The sequence below is a fragment of the Paraburkholderia lycopersici genome (genome assembly GCF_900096975.1).
In the GTDB taxonomy this organism is placed as follows: domain Bacteria; phylum Pseudomonadota; class Gammaproteobacteria; order Burkholderiales; family Burkholderiaceae; genus Paraburkholderia; species Paraburkholderia lycopersici.
Window position 1 is genome coordinate 25,566 of sequence record NZ_FMYQ01000008.1, and the last position, 21,109, is coordinate 46,674.

The window sequence follows — 21,109 nt, forward strand, 5'->3', positions numbered from 1 at the left end:
GACAGCTATAGCGTAACGCGTGCTTTCGTGAACACCAGCACGGCAGCTGTGCGGAGCGGGCGATTGGGAGGTCTTTTGGACGGTCGATGCTTGAGCGTGACTAGCTCGTCCGGATGCGTGGACTTCAGGTCATCTACTCGCCCGACGACATGACGGATGCTTGAGAGTGTTTTCAATAGCCAATCCCTGAACTGGGTCTCGGGTGCCAATGTTGCTACCAGGCCGCGGCATCCCTTCTCCTCCGTGTGAACGATGGTGCCGCGCTTCTTGACGCTCTCCCTTCGTCGCTCAATCTCGAGCAGGTAAAAGACCTTCCAATCTTTCGACTCAGGCACCCGTACGCGGAAGCGCACGACAAGCACCCCTCGTGGCGCCTGCTTTTTGATGTCGCGCGTAACAAATTTTCTGGCATCTGGCGTTGCTGGCTCCGCATTGGCGAAAGGCTGTAGCGCAACAAGTTCCGGGGTCTCTGTGCTGACGAAGCCGTGCTTGACATGCAACCATTCGACAGCGCGGATGGTATCGGGGTGTTCGGCGTGGAGGCGACGCAACTCTTTCCACATTTCAAGCACTGTGCCGTGAGCGACGACCATCCGATGTGCTTCGGCGATAGCATCGGCGTTCGCGGCGTCAACCTTGACTGCTGGCGCGCCTTCGGATTGTGGCGGAATAACGAAGCGGGGTTTGGTTTCGAACCTGACCGTTATTTTGCGTCGTGGGCCGAGAATCAGTCTCCGCTCAGGGGCACCTTTGCTCTCCGGTGGAGCAATTCCTGTGTTGTCGAAGTCGTCGAGCGCGCGTACGACCATCTTCGATTCAGGGGATAGCGTGAAGAGAGGATTACCCTCACGCGCGACGTTATCGCCATCCTCGCGCTCTGAGCGCCACACTTCCTCATCCCTGGTTTTCACCAGGTCAATCGCGGTGCCGCCGGCCTCGGGGTGGGCGTTCAATTCAAAGCGCAATGCGAGGAATGTTCCTGGGCGAACCCAAATACCCTTAGCACTGACCTGCAACGATTTTGAGAACCACGGCGCTACTTGCAGATGTATCCATTTTCGATTTGCATTCTGCTGCGTGCATTGCTGAACGATGCCTTGCACGGCCGCCCGCGACGATGCGACATGCTGAATGTGGGCGAGGAAGGTCGCGTCGCCGTTTTGCATTCGCTCTGTCAGACGAATGACCCATTCACCCTTCGCATTTGTCTCCGGCGTTGTGTTCGTCAGAAACATCCCGAGAGCTTCATCCCAACCCATGCTTGTGAGTGCACGCGGAATCAGGCCGGACACACCGTATCCGCGCAGCAGGAATTCCATACACGGCACAATCATCTTTCGCCCGTCGAGCAAGCTCAGTTCGAGCAGCTTGCTGCGCTCTTCGCGTTCATCCGCATGAAACACGGGATATTTGCCGTTAAGCGGCGCAGGACGGCCGGCGTCAGCCTCTGATTTTGCCGACGTGATGCGCCAGCTGCCGGGGACGAAGTTCGCAGCCGTCGGCTCCAATTTTATGAGCTTGGCTTCTCCCACACGCCGCCGGCTTTGCCACACGGAGCCGAGTTGTAGCGCTTCGAGGTGGGCGAAGGCGATGTCACGGAAAAACGGTACGCCCGGCTTATCGTCCACTCGCTGGAAGGCGACCCGCACTCTGCGGGTCTTTCCGTCTAGGTTCGCGTGCAGAGCGCCGTACCAGAGCACCATCATCGGAAAATCTTCGTTCGGTATTCCTTCGCGCTCGCCTGAAGGAACGTTGCTTTGAGTCCATTCAAAAGGCATAAATCAAATCCCCGTAATGCCAATTCGACTGCTTTCGTTGCGATTTTGCGAACAGCGATAGTTGACTTTCCACAGTGCGAAATAACTGACGACGGCAACGTTTGCGCGCGCAGGTTCGGTCTGTGGTGCACAGAACCATAAACGATGTGAGCGAATTCGAGCCGCAATTTCTACCAGATTTCAACATTGCGGATTAGACGAATTTACCGTATGTTGTGAATTCTTTCCGGCAGTAAGACAAAACCGACACGACATTGAGGTTCGACTCCGGACCTGACGAAAACGCCGCAAGCATCGGCGGGGCGACGCACGTCTGCACGTAGTTCATTACGGCCGACCGAGGCGAAGCTCGAGGTGCGGGTGGTGAACTGAACTTGAAATTCCACGAAGACGTCGTGCGGACAGACAAAGAAAATGAGTGAGACGAATAAAACATTAATTAAGAAAGCGGTAACCCTTACACGCTCGCGCAGGATTGCATCGGGGAAGCGAAGAAAGCTGCGTAGTGCCGTCCGCCCGTGAAGCGCGTCGCGCGGCGAGGGTAATCACGTTCACGCCGACGAGAACATTTTTTTGCTGCAGGTGCTGTAAAGCGGTCTTCATATCAAAACCACAAGGAGCTCTACCATGAAGCAACCTGGACTCGATGGGCGCCATCGCGACAAGGATGGTCAGATTGAGCTGAAGCACGGCAACACGATGAACAAGAACTTGCCGAGGCCTATCGAGGGCTTCGGGCCGGATACGACCTTGAAGCAGATGAGGGATATAACGGGCAAGGAAAGCGAGAGGGCCATCAGGGCGGCGGCGAAAAAGCTCGGCGGTCGATAACCGCCGGGACTGAGTGCCGCGATGAATGGCACGTGGCGCAGCGGCGCGCGATAAAGCTTCGCCTAGGTGACTTGCTAGGCTAGTGCAGCGTGTTGCAGCGGTGGACGACGAACTGGGCGACGCATACGCCTCTTCGATGTCGTCTACAAGGCGGTGCTGCGTCGCCCAACGCGCCGTTCACGCGGTGCCTCAGATGCTTGTTTTCGCTCGGTATTCGCTCCGTATTGGCCGAGTTGAATCAATGAGCCGACGAAGGCCTCTGCAGCGCCGGCTCTTGAGAACTGGAAGCACTCCTGTATACCCTGTGCAGAAGACAGTTTTAGTTCCTCGTATTGGGCGATTGGAATCTGTCGGTTGTTATTGAAACGCCGGTCTGGGGTCCCGTTTTTATTGACGAAGCGCCAAGTGTGCCCGACAACCTGGGAGTCGGACGGAACACGCTCTTCTTCAATGAAACGAGTCAGTCGGGTGTCGATTTTGAGAGAACCGTAGGTACACACGGCCACATGTCTTCCACTAACGACGAAGACACGGTCTGGATAGAAGTAAAACAGATTGCGGCCAGCATTCAAGCAAGGGACGTCGATGTTGCATTTGACGTGTTTCACGCCGCCGGTGCCAAGCGCTGCGGTTTTGCGCTTCAATGTTCTCCCCGCTCCAGCATTGTAGCGACCGTCCAAAACTTGCCCGCTCGCCAGAATGCGCCATGAAGCGCGACAGTCCCTCAAGGCGGAGAAGGTACCTAAAACACGCTCATAAGTCTGCTCGGCGCTACTGTCGAAATCATAGAAGAGAACCGTACTGCGGCGCGCCTCGTCCCACATGTACAGCCAGTAGCTGCCGGCGGCCACCACAATCGACAGAACAGCCAATGTGCCTATCAAGATAGGGTTGGGATTCCCGTCTGCGGGCAGGGCATTGAGCCATAGGATACAGAGCAAGACCAACGGGCAATACCACACAGCGAACTTGCGGCGCTTGCCGTTGATTTCCTTGACCAGGTCAGCGGAGTCAGTGTCGGAGAGCTGCCGAACGTCTGCAGATTGAATAACCTCGAGCGGCGCGACGGTGGCACTACCGCTCGGGATGAATCGCTGCCCTTGTCGCGGCTCCGTCTCCTCAGAGGAGGCCGGCATCGGTGCTGGGACTTGAGTTCCTTGAGAGCGCATCGTCCCCATGGACTTGCGGTATGTGAACCCGCCACCCGACATCGAAATGTAGTTGCCGCGCGGGCCTGTCCCCACCCGAAATCCCGGTACTCCAACGGATACTCCAACGCCAGAACTCGAGAGATTAAATCGAAATGGTCCAGCCTTGATTGACTTCCTGAACGACAGCCCCACGATAATTCCCCGTAGACACTTTAGTTGATATGAGCTGGAGTATGGCTACAAGGTTTGCCCCAGCCGTCACCATGCGAATCGTCCAAATCCGCCTGGACGCTTACGGATGATTCATTTCCTCAAACGAACTAAACCGCCCTCGACAACGACCATCGTCTGAAGTTGTCCGTGGACGAGTGCTCGAGAAATGCGCGCACCGGCCTCAGCAGTTGTCCTGGCCACACCCAGCAACCGGCAAACTGCCTTCGACAGCCCATCCTGCGACGTGCTGCCTTGCTGCATCAGGATGTGTACGGCGGCGTTGCCCAGTTCTTCGAGGTTAATCTCGTCGATACTGCGGCGCGTTTCGGGGTCGCTTCCTGGCACCCGGATACCCTTCCAATCGTTCGGATTTGCATGCTCTGGCCAATAGAAAGTGACGCTATCATCCATCGTGCGGGCCACTTGCCGAGGCACCAATGCACTCAAATGAGCCTCGATGCGGCTACCGACCCTAGACAGCCCCCACGCCCGCGTGACGCGCTTGAATACCACTGCCTGCGATACTGGCCCTTCCGTTTGAATCACCCGAAGTAGTTGAGCAGCCAAGGTCGACATCGAACGGCTTTCATAGAAAAGGTCTGGATTGCCCTTATCTAGGTTGGCCAGTTCATATTCGGGAAGCTGCGCGTCAGGAGCAACCGGCTCCACGACCGACTCGGCTTCGGCGTACAAGGTATGCGACTCTTCCTCGTGCGCAGCTTCTTCTGGTAGTTCAACCGCCGGTTCGTCCTCGGTGGGCACCGTCGCTACCAACTCTTCCAGGCGGGCCACAAGCTTTCGCATCGGCTCTTCCGGATTCAGCCACCAGTCCGTGGACCAGATTCGATGCAGCTCCCAGCCAAGACCCTCAAGGACATGCTGGCGGAGTCGGTCTCGGTCACGAGCCGTCGCGCCCGAGTGGTACATGGCGCCGTCGCACTCAACGCCTAGCAGATAGCGGCCCGGCGCACGCGGGTCCACTACGCCAATATCAATCCGGTAACCCGACACGCCGACCTGCGGGTGAACTATCCAACCTTTCTCGCGAAGAGCGAAAATAACTTGCCGCTCGAACGGACTGTCAGGTTCTCTCCCAGTCGGCATGCTTTGTTCAACCAGGGCGCGCGGGCCCCGGATAGCGAATTCCAAATAGTTCTTCAGGTCTCGAACGCCGGCAGCCCTGACACGCGACAGGTCAATCTGCTCGGGCAACAGCGTACTGAAAATCACGATGCCGACACGGGCACGCGATACGGCCACGTTGAGACGCCGATGGCCACCTTCCAGATTCAACGGCCCGAAGTTGAGACTGACCTTGCCCGACTTATCCGGACCATAGGTGATGGAGAAGAAAATGATGTCGCGCTCATCACCCTGAACGTTTTCCAGGTTCTTGATGAACAGCGGTTCCTGCGCCGCCTGTGCAATAGCCTGGTCCAGCTGCTGGGATGCCCGGCGCCGTTCGTCCAGCATCCGTTCAATCAGGCTCTGCTGCGCTTGATTGAAGGTCACCACGCCAAGCGTCAGACGTCGCTTCGTCGCGTCGAGGTAATGCTGTTCAATTGCCTTGACGATGGCATCGGCTTCCGCGCGGTTAGTCCTCGAGCCGCCGCGGTCGTAGACACCATGAACGCGTTCGAAGTGCACACTCTGGTCGTTTGTGACGGGCGATGGGAAGGTGACCAGCTCATTGTCGTAATACGTGAAATTGCTGAAGGTAATCAGCCCTTCATGCTTGCTTCGGAAGTGCCAGGTCAACCGCAGTTCAGGCAGGCCGATACTAAGGCACTCATCCAGGATGCTCTCCAGGTCCTGGACGTCGTCGCTGTCCACGCCATCGTCAGAGTCATCTGAGCGGGAGAAGAAACTGGTCGGCGGCAGTTGCTTCGGGTCGCCGACGCAGACGAGCTGCTTGCCGCGCGCAATGGCACCGACGGCATCCCACACCGGAATCTGGGAAGCCTCGTCGAAGATGACCACGTCGAACTGGGCGTGCGACGCGTCCAGATACTGGGCGACCGACAAAGGCGACATCAGCAGGCATGGCTTCAGCCGGGTCATCAGGCTCGGCAGGTTTTGCACCAGTTGCCGAATCGGCATGTGCTTGCGCTGCTTCTGCAGTTCGCGTCGCAATTTCCCCAGCTCAGAATCTGCGCCGGGCGTGACCTCGACGCCCGCCGGAATCTGTCCCGCCAGTTTGGCCGCAATATATTGCTGGGTCAGCTTCTGGAAACGCTCGTCGGCCTCCTTGAACTCGGCAATCTTGCGGTCATGCTCGGCACTCGCGAAACTACAGAGTACGGGCTCCCGGTCAATCGCTTTCCGCAGCCACCAGCTCTGGTAGCTGTATTCGAAGAACACCGCCACGCTGGACAACGGTGCCTCACCAGCCTCCAGTGCATCCACAATTCCCTGCAATCCGTTGCTAATTGCATTGGCGCGGGATTTCCGCCACAGGCACCACGGCTGCAATTGTCGCGAGGCCGATTGCCATCCCTGAAGCAGGCTCGACAGTCGAGGAGTTATACCGGCTACGGTCGGGTCCAATCCGAGCTCGGCCTGACACTGTCCAAGCTCAACAACATGGCGGAGTTGGGCCGTGAACTCTCGATAGCAATCTCGGTACGACAGCAAACTTGCGCCAAGAGGCATGTCTGCCTTCAGCATGCTCCGGTTGTCGGAAACAAACGGCTGCAGCTTCGTGCGAAGCGTTTGGGCCAGTTCGATGTCATTGCCGGCAATAGCCGTTACCGCGTCGGCAAAGGATGTTGCCCACCGCTCGGCCGACTCAACGGCGGCCCAGTCCGTCTTCGACGCTGCGAACGTTTCATGCAGCAGCTGTGTCGCATCGTGCGACATGGCCTCGATGGCCTTGTCTTCGGCGTTGACGGCTGTCAGTGCCGTGATGACAGCCGGCACATCTCCACCTTGAGGGCGACGCTGGTCTTGGCGATACAGGCGCAGTTTTCCGGTAACCCCACGCTGGGCAAACAGGCTCTTCGGCCACCAGGTATTGGTTGCTGCCGCCCATTGCAGCTTCAGTTGGGACGCGTTCAGGGTAGCAACGTCATCCACGTAGTGTTTGCCCAGCGGTTCCCACACCTGATTGCGTGCCAGGCCGTGCTGTCGCAAACTGGCCAGTCTATTGCGAACGTACTCGTCATGCGCCGACCGGGCAACATCGACCGGGACGGTGGGTGCGGCAGAAAGCACGTCGGCTAGTACATCGACCGTGCCCAACCCATTCAGGGAAAATGCAATCTTGGGAAGACCCAGCTGATTCAGCAGGTTTAACGCGGCCTCGTCCAGATTCTTGGTTTGGGCATCGAACTTCGAAATCGCATCGATAAACTCCTGCTGCCAGGATGGCGTCCACTCAGTTCTGTGAACGACCGCCAGAGGATGGTTCTGCAAGCTGCTCAACTGGCTAGCCAATGCTCCCATCTGGCGGCAGGCGTCGCGCAGTGCCTCGAGTTGCGTACGGTCATGTACATCGGCATCGGCCCATGGCATCACGCCAGGTCGCCATTCCGCATACTGCAGGCTGGTTCCGATGGCATCGTAAATGGTCAGGTCGTTCGGATGGATGCGATGCAGCGCACGCGCAACGCCGTTGAGGTCTGTTCGAAGCGTCAGTAGCCGTTCCGACTCTCGCTCCCAGTCCTTGACCGTGCGTGTCCCGGCTGCATCGAGGGCGACGCCGAGCTGTTTCAAGACGTCTGCTTTCTTTGCCTTCGACGAATGCAGTTCGAGGCAAAACGGCCCCAAACCGAGGCTGCTGAGCCGGCGGTGCACCACCTCCAGCGCGGCCATCTTCTCCGAGACAAACAGCACGGTCTTTCCGGTAGCCAGCAGGTGCGCAATCAGGTTCGAAATGGTCTGACTCTTGCCCGTACCCGGCGGACCTTCAATGACGAGATTCTTGCCTTCCGCGGCGACGCAAACGGCACGTAACTGCGACGAGTCCGACAGCAACGGGGTGAACAGGTCCCGAGGCCGAAATTTCTCATCCAGGGTGCCAGGTTCGAAGCCCGTTGCGCTGTCAGCAAATGCCTTGCCGGGGTCGTTAATCAGATGAGCGACAACGCTGTTTTCCTGGAGCTGCTTCTGACGGTCCTGGAGGTCTTTCCACATCAGGTATTTCGTGAACGCGAAGATACCCAGATGGACCTGCTCCTTAACCTCCCATCCCTTCAACTCGGCTACATGCAGGCGGAAGGTTTGCAGAATCCCGCTGACGTCGATGCCATGGTCATCGGCGGGCAAGACGTCAAACGACGGCAGCTTCAGGCTGAAGTCCTGCTGCAGCTTTTGCAGCAACGTTGGATTCACGAGCGCGTCGTCGTCGTGACGTGCCAGGCGGAAACCACTTCGGACAGACTGACGGGTCAGCGTGACGGGGATTAGCAGAATCGGAGCCAGGTGGCTGGATTCGGCATCCTTGGTCTCCCGCCATTCCAGCATCCCGAAAGCCAGAAACAGCGTATTGGCACCGCCTTCCTCCATGCCTGTGCTGGCCGTCCGGAATATATCGAGAAGCCGACCTTCCAGCGTTTCTTCCTCGACATCCGTGACGATTTCGTTTCTGCCGAGTGCGTCAGTTGCGAGGTCATCCATTGCAGCCGTGCCGTTTCGACCGGCATACACATCGGCGTCGCGGCCGTCCAAACCGGACATCAGCTTCGGCTTCGCACGAACGCGGAATTCTTTTCCGTCCACAAGCCGGTCTTCCAGTGCACTCAGGTCGGGGCAGATGACCCGCAGCGAAGATTTCGTCGGCTTGAAATTCAGAAGCTTGTTGCGAAGCGTCAGGTCGAGCAGCTTGCTCTTCCATTTCGCCAGACGCCCCTCTGGAGTTTCTGGCGTGACATCATCGCGTAGAGGTATGACGACGGGGTCTAGCCGCGGCAACGGCGGTACGTCCTCGATGACGGGCGTTTCGGCCTTGGCAATCGGGACATTCTGCTCGTCGGACTGCGATGAACGGGACGGGAGCGGGCGAATCTGAACTTCGCGGGCGCGCCGGACATCGACGGCGTACGCGAACTCGGCTTCGTCATTCAGGTGTTCCCCGCCACGGGTGCAGGCCCAGCGAAGCGACGGCTTCTGTCCGCCTGCGACGCCCGTGGTTTCGAAGACCATGAACTCGCCGGATTTCACTCGCTTGCGAACCGCCTGAACATCGTCCACCAATGCGGTCGGGAAACTGGTGTCTATCAGCCAGACACCGACCCAGGCGTGACCTTCCTTGAAGAGCACGACGGGATGCAGACCTGCCTGCTCCAGGCAGGAGGCAAACAGCATGGCGAGGTCCAGACACGTCGCAAGCTTGCCGTCCAGGATGCGTTCCGGCGTCCGGATTTTCTGACCGTCATTTCCGAACGACGCTGGCGGGTTGGAGTATTGGATGTCTTCCGCAACTATCGTGCTGTAGATAGCCGACACCTGTTTCCAGACCTTTTCCCGATTTTTGGACTGGTATCCGTCCATAGACAGGTCGGCCGACGTCTGACGCAACAAGCCGGAGGCACGTGCGAGGAGCTTGTCTACGACCCGCGAGTTCGGCATGCAAAACGCGGCGAGCAGTTCGGGTAACGACCGCGTACCTGCCCACTGGTCGTAGGCGAGCACATCAATGTTGTGCGTTGCCGTTACGAGTTCCGTTTCATCGACGCGCAGCGTCGCTGTGATGATGGCTCGCTCAGACTCGTCGAGCTGGCTGAAATACTGGTGGTCCGGACGTAGGTCGACCGGTGCGAGGCGGCGGCTCTCGCCGGGCGCCAATGCCTCGAAGCGGAAGCGGGCACGCTCGGCAAAAGCTGGCACACATTTGACCAGTAGCTCGACATCAGAGAGCGTCGTCTCCCCATCATTTACGACAAGAATTTCACGGACGACCGGGACATTGTTCTGGATTGCCGCATACCCGATGGTCAGGTCGGCAATAACCTGAACGCTCGGTAGCTTCCTGTCGGTGTCGGTCGTCAAGTTCTCTGCGTCATCTGCCTGTCCTTGCGTCATCACCCCGTTCCTTACTATTCGGACATAAATTCAACCGGGTCGCCATTCCTTTGGACGGCGTCATCCAGGTTGAGCCACGATACTGATTGTGCGATTTCCTCGCATTCGCGCGTAAGAATTTTATTCTCTCTTCACACATGTCGGTTGTGTCAACATCGCGTTTTTATTCCCTCGGCTCAGCCTGAATATCCGGTATTACTGACTACTATTCGCGAGAATTCGCCGAATCCATGCGTAGTGCATAGGGGAGCTGCGAATCGTAATCCCGGTGAACTACGAGGCGACGAAGGATAGTGAGTGAGCGGCAGGAGGCCTTTGCCATCTTCCGACTGCGTCTGGGGATTCATCGCTATCCGTATGGGCGGCAGGTATTTGTATATCGCTCATTGCTCAAAACGCAAATGAGTCGTGTCAGGTTGATTCTACCTATGGTGTGGCGAAGGGCGGCTCGAACCGCATGACGGCGGGTCGGTTCAAGGGTTTTGAGCCCTTTAACGACCATAAAACTTGAAAAATTTCCACGATTTACTACGGTAAACCCACGCCGGTGCAATGCTGGCGTGTAGTTTTGAGAATGGACTTGCCACCGTAATGCTGCCCGCTCGCGCGGTTGTCCCCCTATTTATGAGAGGGTACGACAGGAGGTCGCGATGCGGCTGGGCCTTTTCAGCAAGGCAGTACGCCAGGCGAACAGTCTCGGTGCGCCTTCCCATGGACGGGGCATCCGTCCCCTTCGAATTTCCCACTTTGCTTTGCCCGGTCCCTCACCTTTCGAGTCGTGCCGGTGTACACACCGCTGTGTAGGCATCACGAAGGTAGGTGTTTACCCGTAAACGACCCTTGCGAGCCCCAACGCTGCCAGTTGCAAAATCTCCCTTGCGACTCTGGGAGATTTTCGATTTTATCTCGCAGCTTTTTGTGCGTTTATGGCTATTTTGGTGAATTTTGCTGCTTGATTGGCGAAAGATGTTGCATTAGAGTGCGCTCCGATTCGATTTTTTTCGGCAGCATTCATGCAGTCACATCACGATTCTTTGAGTTCCGCGCCTCCTCCGGGCACCCAAGGCAGTTGTTCTTCCGGAGGTCGCAAGCGCCGACCAGCAAATCCCCGAGCTCAAGCACACGCCAGCACGTCACGCCGCGGGGCGAGGCGTGTCGCAACTGTCGAATCCGTAGCGCGGACAGGTGCGGAGATGCTTGACCAGAAACAGCTCACGGACTTGTTCGACTGGCTCGGCACGCCTGAGGCCGGTCGGCGACTCATTCGGGATAGCCGGGTGCAGGCGCCGGTGCGCGATGTGCAGTCGCGGGGCGGGAACGTCATCACGGTCATGGCCAGCCGAAAGATGGGCTGCGAAATCGCGACCGAAAGCCGCCATATCGAGTTTGCCGCTGCAATCGACCATGAGTTCGACCCGAAGGTGCTCGAGTTCTACGCGCAGCCGTGCAAGTTGCGGTTGGAACTCATCGATGATTCGACCGGCGAGATTCGCAACATTACGCACTACCCGGATTTTTTGCTGATTTGCCGTGACGGTTTCGTACTCGAGGAGTGGAAATCCGAAGCGAAACTGGTGCGCCTGGCCGAAAAATATCCGTACCGCTACGTCCGTGATGTGGATGGTAACTGGCGTTCGCCGCAAATCGAAAAGCAGATGGCTGACTTGGGAATCCGCTATCGCATCTGTACCGAACGCGGCGTTCCACGCCGCCGCGTCGAGAACTTTCTGGCGTTGGCTGACTATTTTCATCCGGCGGCCGAACCGTGCCCGGAAGATGTTCTTACCCGACTGCAAGCTGCACTGAACGAACACGGCGCGTTGTTCTTCTCGGAACTGCTGACGTCCCCATACGATTTCGTAGCCGACCAGCTGAACTACGCCATCGCGCACAAACAGGTCTCCACCGACCTGGGTAACGACTCCCTGACCGAGCCGCGTCGTTTCCGGCTCTATCGCGATGACATGCTGCTCGAGTTCATGCATGCAGAAGTGCAGTCGACACATATGCCCGGACTCGAGAGCTTCGCGTTTAACCCGGCCGCCGGCACCCGGTTCGAGTACGGGGGGCGGGTGCTAACCATCGTTATCGCTGGCGAGACGTCAGTGGTCTGCAATGACTCGGATGGGAAGAGCCTCGAGCTGACGCTCAATTTTCTCCTGAATGCCCACGAAAATGGGCGTATCCGGGTCATTGAGATGGCCGAGCCCGAGGGTATCAATGCGGGGCAGTACAGCCGGGAGGAACTGGAAGAGGCGCTTCGTCGGATGGCGCTAATCGAGACCGGCGACGAAAGCAAGTGCCCGGCACGTAGCCAGCGTCGCTGGGCGGCCATGCAGCGCGAAGCCGAAGCAAATGGCGGGCATCCGATTCTGGCACTGGTGCCTCGCACGAGCGCACGTGGCAACCGGAATTCACGGTTGACCCGGGAGCAGGTCGAGATGCTTGAGCGGACTTATACCGAGTCGTGGGATACCTCGGAAGCGAAAAACTACAAGGTGTGCCATCAACATCTCGTAGTTATCTGCGATGAGGCAGGTATCAAGCCGCCGTCGTATCCAACGCTGATTAAATTCATCGACGCGCGCGCGACGCCGCACAACACTCGAAAACGCCACGGCAAGCGTCTGGCTTACCAGGAGAGCGGCTTTATCGACGTGCTGTATTTCGATACCCCGAAGCATGGCAGCAGACCGCTGCAGTATGTGCATATCGACCACACCTTGTTGGACATCGAACTGGTGTCGGGGCGAACGAGGAAGTCGCTTGGGAAAGCGTGGCTGACCCTGGCTGTCGATGCTTATAGCCGCCGTATCGTTGGCATCTATCTGACCTATGACCCGCCATCGTATCACTCGGTCATGATGGTGATACGTGACATCGTGCGCCGGTTTCATCGTCTGCCTGAATTCATCGTTGTTGATAACGGCACAGATTTCAGGTCCCATGCCTTCGAAGCATTCCTGATGGCGATGGGAACGCACCTGCGTTTCCGGCCGGCAGGGCAGCCGCGGCACGGGGCGATGCTCGAGCGGATGTTCGGTCGGCTGAATCTGGACTATATCCACAACCTGGCTGGCAATACGAAAGACATGAAAAATGTCCGCACCGTCTCTGGTTCACATTTGCCGAAGAAGCTCGCTGAGTGGTCCATCGAGGCGCTGTACTTCGGTATTCAACACTGGGCGACCGAGTTCTACGACACGAATGCCCATCCGGCGCTTGGGGAGTCGCCGCGTGACGCATTCCAGCGTGGCCTTCGCGAGAGTGGTGCTCGTGCGCACATGCGCATTCAGTACAACCGTGACTTCTTGATTGCGACATGCCCGCCCGTCGATAGAACGGGCACGAGAAAGGTCGACGCCCAGCGCGGCGTCAAGGTCAATGACTACCACTATTGGCACCCGGATTTTCGGCAGCCGCAGATTGCTGGGCAGCAATTCCCGGTGCGATATGACCCGTGGGATGCCGCATCCGTCTATGTCCGGATAAAGAACCAGTGGCTGCATGCGACCTGCCGCAACCTGCATGGACTGGGGCAACTTACGGAACTCGAGCGGCGGGCGATGACGGAAGAGTACCTCAATCGCACCGGCGCGCCTATTGATGACGAAAAAGCAGTTCAGCGGCTACGGGAATTCATGGCGACTTTCACGCCGGAAGGGGTAGTAGCGATTGCGCTCGAACGACAGGCAGAAGCCAAGGCGCTGTATGGAAGTCTTCTGGCCGGAAGCATTACGCCTGTTCCGCCGAAACCAAAATTTGGTCTGGCAGATGACGTGCCGGACCACACCGACGTGCAGCCAGATGCTGCTCAAACTTCTTCGTCTCAACAATCGCCTGCTGCGGATGTGGCGGCATGGGGCGACCTGACTGACCTTGACGAGTTTTAAAGAGAATCATGAAACAACAAGAGCAATCCTTGCTGTCGCCGGTGCAACCTTCGGCAGCCTCCCTGAATGGCAAGCGCTTCATGCATCCCCGCATCAAGCAGGTTATCGATGCCGTGCGTGCGGCGGTTTATCCCGGCAGCCAGGACAACCTCATCGCCATTTGTGGTCCGACTGGCGTTGGCAAGACCACGCTGACCAGGTATCTGGTCGAGAAGCAGCTCGAAGAATCAGTTATCGAAATGGATGCGAATCCGGGGATGATTCCGGCTATCTATGTGGAAGCCCCGGCATCTGGAGAAGACGAATTCTCCTGGCGGCTGTTTTACCAGCGCATCCTGGCCCAGCTTGGTGATGACATGGACGTGCCAAAATCTGCCTACGGTGTCGACCAGCACACCGGGCGGATGGTGCGCCCGTACGGCGGGCGCGGTGGTGGTCTGGCTGCGCTGCGCTCGGGCGTTGAGCGAGCTTTGGATGAGCGCGAGGTGAAATTCGTCGTGATTGACGAGGCGGCGCATATTATTCGCCAGACAAGCAGACGCAAGCTGCCTATCCAGCTTGATACGCTAAAGTCGCTGGCGAATGGCGGGACGCAGATGGTGATGGTTGGGTCGTACGATTTGCATCAGTTGATGGCATTGTCCGGACAGTTGACGCGCCGCACGCATGTGATTCATTTTGAGCGTTATCGCGAAGACTGTCCGGAAGATGTCAATGCGTTCAACGCTGGCCTGCGCTCCTTCCAGAAGGTACTTCCCCATCTGTGGGGAAATGACCAGCTGATGCCGTATGCCCAGGCGCTTCTCTCAAATACGCTGGGCTGTATCGGGACGCTGAGCGCAGTATTGAGCCGCGCTGCGCGGCTGGCCGAGGTCGACGGGAAATGGTCGGTGCACGCCTTGGAACGCGCGCTTCTCAATGAGACCCAGCATCGTCAGATTCTGAGTGAAATCCTGGATGGTGAAGCGGAAATCAGGCCGAGCCTGACGCGCGAGATGCCGGTTATCCGGCGTTCGACTCTTCGCCGCGACCGGAGCGTAGCATGAGCGGCGCACCAACGAATCCCCGCTCCGAGTTGCATGCCCTGGAGCCTATCGGACTGGGCACTCCTGCGGTGGAGAGCCTGCTGAGCTATCTGTGCCGACTGGCGGTTTCGCATAGCGTTTCGATGGTAGCCCTGTCGCGCAAGGTGGCATCGACCATGGGCTGGGAGATTTCCGGCCGCGACGATTGGAGCTTGGCGAATATCTGCGGTATGGGCGACGCGGCAAACAACTGGTCGGCGGCACTCTCGGCGATGACCGGTGTCGAGCGCCTGGATAACCTGACGTTGCTGCCGTGGCGAGACGTTGTCTCCCAGCTTGGGTTGACGAACCGGTCGTCGCGCTGGTGCCGGGATTGTTTCGCCCAGGACAAAGCAGACGGCCGGTTGCCGTACTTCCGTCTGGCGTGGACGGTGAATGAGGTGACAGGGTGCCCGGAACACAAGACCGAACTGGTTAACACCTGTCCTGATTGCGGGCGCACGGAAGGACGGCGGAAATCAGCTTACGTCGTGCCGGGTTGGTGCAGTCATTGCGGCGCATTTCTCGGCGCCGGCGGTGAACGTGCCGTGGCCACGCCCGAAGCGTTGTGGAAAGCGAATCAGGTCGGCGCGATGCTCGCCATGCAGCCGACGTTGGCTCATGCTCCTGAACAAGACGTGCTGCGGAGTACCATCCAACATCTCATTACTCGTCTCGACAACGGCAAGAGTGCCCATTTTGCCGAGCGAATCGGGTTGAATCGAGCGACAGTCCATCACTGGATGAAAAGTGGCGGTTGCCCGGGCTTGTCTGGGCATCTGCGTATTGCATCGCAGACCGGACTGTCACTCCCGAAAGTTCTCACCGGTGACATATCTGGCTGGACGCCAGTGTCTGCTAGCGTGCATCAGTTGGCACTGTTGTTTCCCGAGCATGGAACGAGGTCGACTCCGCGAACGCTCGATTGTGACAAGGTCCGAACGGAGATGACGGCGATGGCAAGGTTGCCAACGCCTATCAGCGTCGCCGAAGTTGCACGCCGCCTCGACATCAATCTGCACGGGCTTTACCGGAACGCCAATCGGGAGGCTCGCGTTTTGAGCGAGCGATGGAAGCAGTACATGAAGCGAAAAGGGGAGCAAAGCATCGAGCAGGCCAGGAGCATTGTCGAGGCCGCATGCCTGGGGATGGTTGCTGATGGCCAAGCGGTCAATCTTCGCTCGCTGAAGACGCGACTGACGCCCGAGGAGTTCGGCAAAGTCCAGGGCGCTGTCTACCTGCTGCAGGAGTTCAGGGACGAGCTGACGTAGGCTTGAACCCCAGACTGCTTGCCCTTCTGGCACAAAGAGACCGGCGCGATGCCGGTTTTTTTACGCCCATTATTGGCACCATCCAAAGCAAAACCCTATAAACTACCACCGTCTCGCGATAAAGCATAATGTGGCCCGTCGGGCAATAAACCATAATCTGGCCAGATGGCCACTTTATGCTTAACGGCACATAACGGCACACGAAGGAAGGCATTCGTATCGGGTGGTACGGCCGGGCTTCAAATCCGGTTGGGGGCGTCAGCCGCTCCCGGGTCGGTTCGACTCCGGCTGCCTTCCGCCACCTCACCCCATCAAGACGCCGCTTCGCCTCCGGGGCCCAACGGCACACCTTTTCAGGGTGCCGTCACTCGCCGGTCTCTCTACTCCGATCCTTATTGAAACCGGTGGCATTATGTCGGGGTAATTCATTGCGGAGCGTGCGCGATGAGTGTCACGAAGATCACCAGGCAATGCGCGACTTATGGCCGGCGCGCGGCAATGGTTGCGACCATCGTTTCCCTGGCTTCCGGTGCGCATGCGCATGCCCGGCACGACATCCCGCCGTTCTACACGGCCGCCCCGCAGGCCATTTCCGGCCTGCCTGGTACGCTGATCCGGCGCGAAACGTGGACGGGCAAGACCCCGCCGCATACGCACGCATGGCGCATCCTCTACCGGTCCACCGGACTGCACGGCGAGCCGATTGCGGTGTCGGCCGTGGTCGCCGCGCCGGACGGACCCGCGGCCGCCGGCGGACGGCCCGTCGTTGCGTGGCAGCACCCGACCACCGGTGTCGTTCAGGCGTGCGCGCCGTCGCTGACGCCCGACGCACTGCACACCATCATGGGACTCGCCGCGATGCTGCGGCGCGGATATGTCGTCGTCGCGACCGACTACCCGGGGCTCGGCACGCCCGGGCCGCATCCGTACCTCGTCGTTCGGAGCGAGGGGCGCGCGGTGCTGGACGCCGTGCGTGCCGCCAGCCATATTCCCGAAGCGCATGCGGGCACGCGCTTCGCGACATGGGGGCACTCGCAGGGCGGTCACGCGTCGCTGAGCGCCGGACTGCTCGCGCGCGATTACGCGCCGGAACTGCATCTCGTGGGCGTCGCCGCCGCGGCGCCCGCCACCGACCTCACGTCGCTGATCGTCGGCGATCCCCGCGATGCGGGCGCCGCGCAGTTGACGGCCATGGTGATGACGGCGCGGAACCGCGTGTTCGGCGCACCGCTCGATCCGCTCGTGCCGCCCGCCGACCAGCCTCACGTCGTGCAACTGGCAAGCCAGTGCTTCGCGCCGCTGCTCGACGGCAAAACGCAGCCGCCGGACAAGCCGGTTCCCCCCGTGACCTACCGGATGCTCGCGTTGCCCGGCGACACGCAACCGTGGCGCGGCATCGAGGCAGGCAACAGCACGGGCCCCGTGCCGGCGGACGTTCCGGTGTATCTCGCCCAGGGCGGCGCGGATACGACGATTCCGCCCGCCGTCACCGAACGTTACGTGCGCCGCCTGTGCGACGCAGGCGCTTCTGTACGGTATGCGATGTTTACCGGCGTATCACACCATTTCATCGGCCGCGACGCCGTGGCCTGGATTGCCGGGCGCTTCGCGGGACAGACGCCACCGAACGATTGCCGCTGACCGGGAGGCATCCATCATGAACGTCCGGCAGACCACCGTGACATCAGGATTCCGTAAATTCGCGTCGGCGGTGGCGGCCGGGCTCGTTCGGCTGACGGGAAACCACCCGAACGCCGTCGGTATTGCAGGCACGCTGGCGGCAATCGTCGTCATCGTGGTGCCGCTCGCGGTCGTGGAAGGAGGGCGCGAGAACGTCATCGCCCGCGCGCGGGAAAACGCCGAAAACCTCAATGCGCTCGTCGCCACGGACCTCGAGCAGCGCTTCAAGGTCTACGACGTGCAGTTGCAGGATCTCGTCGCCGTCGCAGAAGATCCCGATACGTGGACGTTCCCGGAGAAAACCCGCGAACGGCAGTTGTTCCGTAGACTGCCCGACGACGCGTACGTCGACGGCAAGTTAATCGTCGGCGCGGACGGAAGGATCATTGCCTCGCAGGGTGACCGGAAAGTGAATCCGGCATTGAGGCTGAACGATCGCGCCTATTTTCTGGATCAACAGAACGACCCGTCGGCGGGGCTCGTCGTTTCGCATCCCTTTCGCTCCCGGTTGCATGCGGGACGGCTTTCCATCGCGCTGACGCGGCGCATCAACGGGCCCGACGGATCGTTCGCCGGCATCGCCTTCTTCGAAATACAGCTCGAGCTTTTCGGCAGGCTGTTCAGCCGGGTCAACGTCAAGGAACCAGGAATCGTGGAGATCCTGCTCGACGACGGAACGGTCCTCGCGGCAAAGCCGTTCTCGGAAGCGCGCGTGGGAACGAGTGTCGCCCGCATCCCCGTATTCCGGGAGGCGATGGGGCACGAAAGCGGCACGATCACCGCGACGGGAAGCGGCAACGTCGAACGGCTCTACAGCTACCAGCGCGTGTCCGGCTTGCCGTTTATCGCAGTCGTCGCGCCGGCAATGGACGACGTCCTCGCGAACTGGCGCAGACAGCGGCTCATTACCGAAAGCGTGGCCATCCTGTTCGGCGTGGTGCTGACGATCGGCGCCTGGGTGCTCGCCTGGACGCTGCGCGACAAGCTGCGGGCCCAGGCCGAACTGGCCAGCCTCGCCGCGACCGACCCGCTGACGAAGCTGAACAACCGGCGCACGCTCGACCAGCGATTGCAGATCGAATGGAATCATGCGCTGCGCGAGCAGCGTCCGCTATCGGTTCTCTTCGTCGACGTCGACCGGTTCAAGCTGTTCAACGACACCTACGGTCACGTGGCGGGCGACGACGTTCTGGCGACCGTGGCGAGGTGCGTCGCGTCGGCGACGCGGCGTTCGGTCGATCTGGTCGCGCGTTACGGCGGCGAGGAATTCATGGCGGTGCTGCCTGACACGGGTCACGACGGCGCGGTGCAGGTCGCAGAAACAATCAGGGCCAACGTCGAGGCGCTCGGCATCGGCAACCCCGGAAGCGAAACCGGCAGGGTCACCGTGAGCATAGGTTGCGCGACCTGTGTGCCGTCGAACGATGGAAGCCCGGACAGGCTGGTGTCGATTGCGGACGAGCAACTGTACCGGGCCAAGTCGTCGGGCCGAAACCAGGTCCAGTCGATCATCGTGAATTCGATGGCGGCGTCGCCAGCGAACATGTCCGGCACGAACGCTGACTGAACCGGCCGTTGGCCCGTGACTGAACAAGTCTGCGGCGCCGGTGCTACGTTAACCGGCATTGGCCGCTGTCGCCGCCCGGGCGCATCGTTGCCCGCCGCAACGGCGACGGCTTCCCGGCGAGGTAAATCGATGCGGGCAAGCGATGATTCCGTCGTGGATGTCCGTCCTCCCGTCCTTAGGTGCGCGTGCCACAGTCCCGCTTTCGCGCGCCTCGACGGATTGCTGACGCGCCGTTTCGCCAGCCTGGCCGCGCCGGTTCCGGGCGCGGCGCACGAAAGCCCGTGGTCTGTCGACCGCATGTCGTCGGTCGTTCCCGTCGCGCCGGCGACACCCGTTGCGTTTGCAAACGTCCGCCTGTTCGACGGCCGGTCGGACAGGCTCGTCGGAGGCCGGCGCGTGGTCGTCGACGGCACGCGCATCCGCGCGATCGAGGACGCGTCCGCGCCCGCCGCCGAAGGCGTTACGGTACTCGATGGCGGCGGCCGCACGCTGATGCCGGGCCTCATCGACGCGCACTGGCACACGATCATGGCCGCGATGCCGAAGGCGGACCTGCTGACGGTCGACGTCGGCTACATCAACCTGGTCGCGGCGGCGGAAGCGCGGTGCACGCTGCTGCGCGGCTTCACGAGCGTGCGTGACATGGCCGGCCCGGCATTCAGCCTGAAACGCGCGATCGACAACGGGTTGACGCCGGGGCCGCGCATCTGGCCGTCCGGCGCGATGATCTCGCAGACGAGCGGCCACGGCGACTTCCGCGATACGTACCAGGTGCCCGCCGCGCAGCCTGCATCGCCGAGCCGCGGCGAAACCATCGGCCTTGGCGCGATCGCGGACGGTGCCGCACAGGTGCTTCAGCGCACACGCGAGCAGTTGATGCTCGGCGCGAGCCAGATCAAGCTCGCGGCCGGCGCCGGCGTGATCTCCGATTTCGATCCCATCGACGTGACCCAGTTCACCGAGGCCGAATTCCGCGCGGCCGTGGATGCGGCCACAAACTGGGGCACCTATGTCACCGTTCACGCCTATACGCCGCGCGCGGTCCAGACCGCGATCCGCGGCGGCGTGCGCTGCATCGAGCACGGCCAGTTGATCGACGAGGCCACCGCGCGCCTGATGGCCGGCGAGGACATCTGGTTCAGCTCGCAGCCGTTCCTGCAGGATGCCGCGCATCCGGCGCCGCCCCAACTGGATCCGGCCAAGGTGAGCCAGATCGTGACCGGCACAGACGGCGCGTACGGCTTCGCAAAGCAATATGGGCTGAAGACCGCATGGGGCACCGACATCCTGTTCGACCCGGACCGCACGGCGACCCAGGGCGCGATGCTCGCCGCGTTGTCGCGCTGGTATGCGACGGCCGCGATCCTGAAGATGGCCACCTCCGTGAACGCCGAACTGCTCGCGTTGTCGGGGCCGCGCAATCCGTATTCGGACGCGGCGGTCGGCGTGATCGAGGCGGGCGCCTATGCGGACCTGCTCATCGTGGACGGCGATCCGTTTGCCGATATCGGCCTGCTCGCCGACCCGGAGCGCAATCTGAAAGTCGTCATGAAGGATGGCCGTTTCTACCGCAACGATCTGAGTGCCTGACGCGGTTGCGGCGGCGTCCGGGCAACCGTCGACACACAGGAGAAAAGTCG

General features: G+C 60.1%; 10 protein-coding genes, 1 tRNA gene and 1 pseudogene. 8 read left to right on the plus strand and 4 right to left on the minus strand.

Features of this window, described 5'->3' with window-relative positions:
- Positions 1-5 precede the first annotated feature (5 nt).
- Positions 6-1,778 carry a hypothetical protein gene (locus BLU17_RS10905; protein ID WP_143189226.1) on the minus strand — a complete coding sequence of 591 codons (1,773 nt, stop codon included), beginning with the start codon at positions 1,776-1,778 and terminating at the stop codon, positions 6-8.
- A gap of 627 nt (positions 1,779-2,405) precedes the next feature.
- On the opposite strand from BLU17_RS10905, the gene BLU17_RS32305 reads away from it, so the two are divergent.
- Positions 2,406-2,609 (plus strand): hypothetical protein, encoded by a 204-nt coding sequence (locus BLU17_RS32305; RefSeq protein ID WP_143189227.1) that lies wholly within the window; start codon positions 2,406-2,408, stop codon positions 2,607-2,609.
- Between the two features lie 143 nt (positions 2,610-2,752).
- On the opposite strand, the gene BLU17_RS10915 is transcribed toward BLU17_RS32305, so the two are convergent.
- From BLU17_RS10915 to BLU17_RS10920, 3 genes and pseudogenes are all read right to left on the minus strand, one after another.
- A complete protein-coding gene (locus BLU17_RS10915; RefSeq protein ID WP_245746803.1) occupies positions 2,753-3,745 on the minus strand; it encodes a hypothetical protein in 993 nt (330 codons plus the stop codon).
- A 60-nt stretch (positions 3,746-3,805) separates the two neighbouring features.
- Positions 3,806-3,952, minus strand: a pseudogene (locus tag BLU17_RS34530) (DUF4236 domain-containing protein); the annotation flags it as partial.
- 111 nt (positions 3,953-4,063) lie between these two features.
- The gene (locus tag BLU17_RS10920) at positions 4,064-9,994 is read right to left on the minus strand and encodes a DUF3320 domain-containing protein (protein ID WP_091996752.1); all 5,931 of its coding nucleotides are present in this window, start codon (positions 9,992-9,994) and stop codon (positions 4,064-4,066) included.
- 1,193 nt (positions 9,995-11,187) lie between these two features.
- Between BLU17_RS10920 and BLU17_RS10925 the strand changes: the two genes are divergently transcribed.
- The 7 genes from BLU17_RS10925 (at position 11,188) to BLU17_RS10955 (ending at position 21,059) form a co-directional block, all read left to right on the plus strand.
- Positions 11,188-13,887, plus strand: a complete 2,700-nt coding sequence (locus BLU17_RS10925; RefSeq protein WP_091996753.1) for a DDE-type integrase/transposase/recombinase — start codon at positions 11,188-11,190, stop codon at positions 13,885-13,887.
- 8 nt (positions 13,888-13,895) lie between these two features.
- Positions 13,896-14,933: an ATP-binding protein gene (locus BLU17_RS10930; RefSeq protein WP_091996754.1), complete on the plus strand. Its 1,038-nt coding sequence runs from the start codon at positions 13,896-13,898 to the stop codon at positions 14,931-14,933.
- Positions 14,930-16,222: a TniQ family protein gene (locus tag BLU17_RS10935; protein ID WP_091996755.1), complete on the plus strand. Its 1,293-nt coding sequence runs from the start codon at positions 14,930-14,932 to the stop codon at positions 16,220-16,222. The genes BLU17_RS10930 and BLU17_RS10935 overlap by 4 nt, the downstream gene beginning before the upstream one ends.
- Before the next feature lie 205 nt (positions 16,223-16,427).
- Positions 16,428-16,523: transfer RNA gene (locus BLU17_RS10940), tRNA-Sec, on the plus strand.
- A gap of 143 nt (positions 16,524-16,666) precedes the next feature.
- Complete coding sequence (locus tag BLU17_RS10945; protein WP_091996756.1) at positions 16,667-17,863, plus strand: lipase family protein; 1,197 nt, start codon at positions 16,667-16,669, stop codon at positions 17,861-17,863.
- Positions 17,864-17,879: 16 nt separating this feature from the next.
- Complete coding sequence (locus BLU17_RS10950) at positions 17,880-19,469, plus strand: GGDEF domain-containing protein (protein ID WP_176929022.1); 1,590 nt, start codon at positions 17,880-17,882, stop codon at positions 19,467-19,469.
- A gap of 153 nt (positions 19,470-19,622) precedes the next feature.
- Entirely contained in the window at positions 19,623-21,059 is a 1,437-nt protein-coding gene (locus BLU17_RS10955; protein ID WP_245746804.1) for a metal-dependent hydrolase family protein, read from the plus strand.
- The last annotated feature ends 50 nt before the right edge of the window (positions 21,060-21,109 follow it).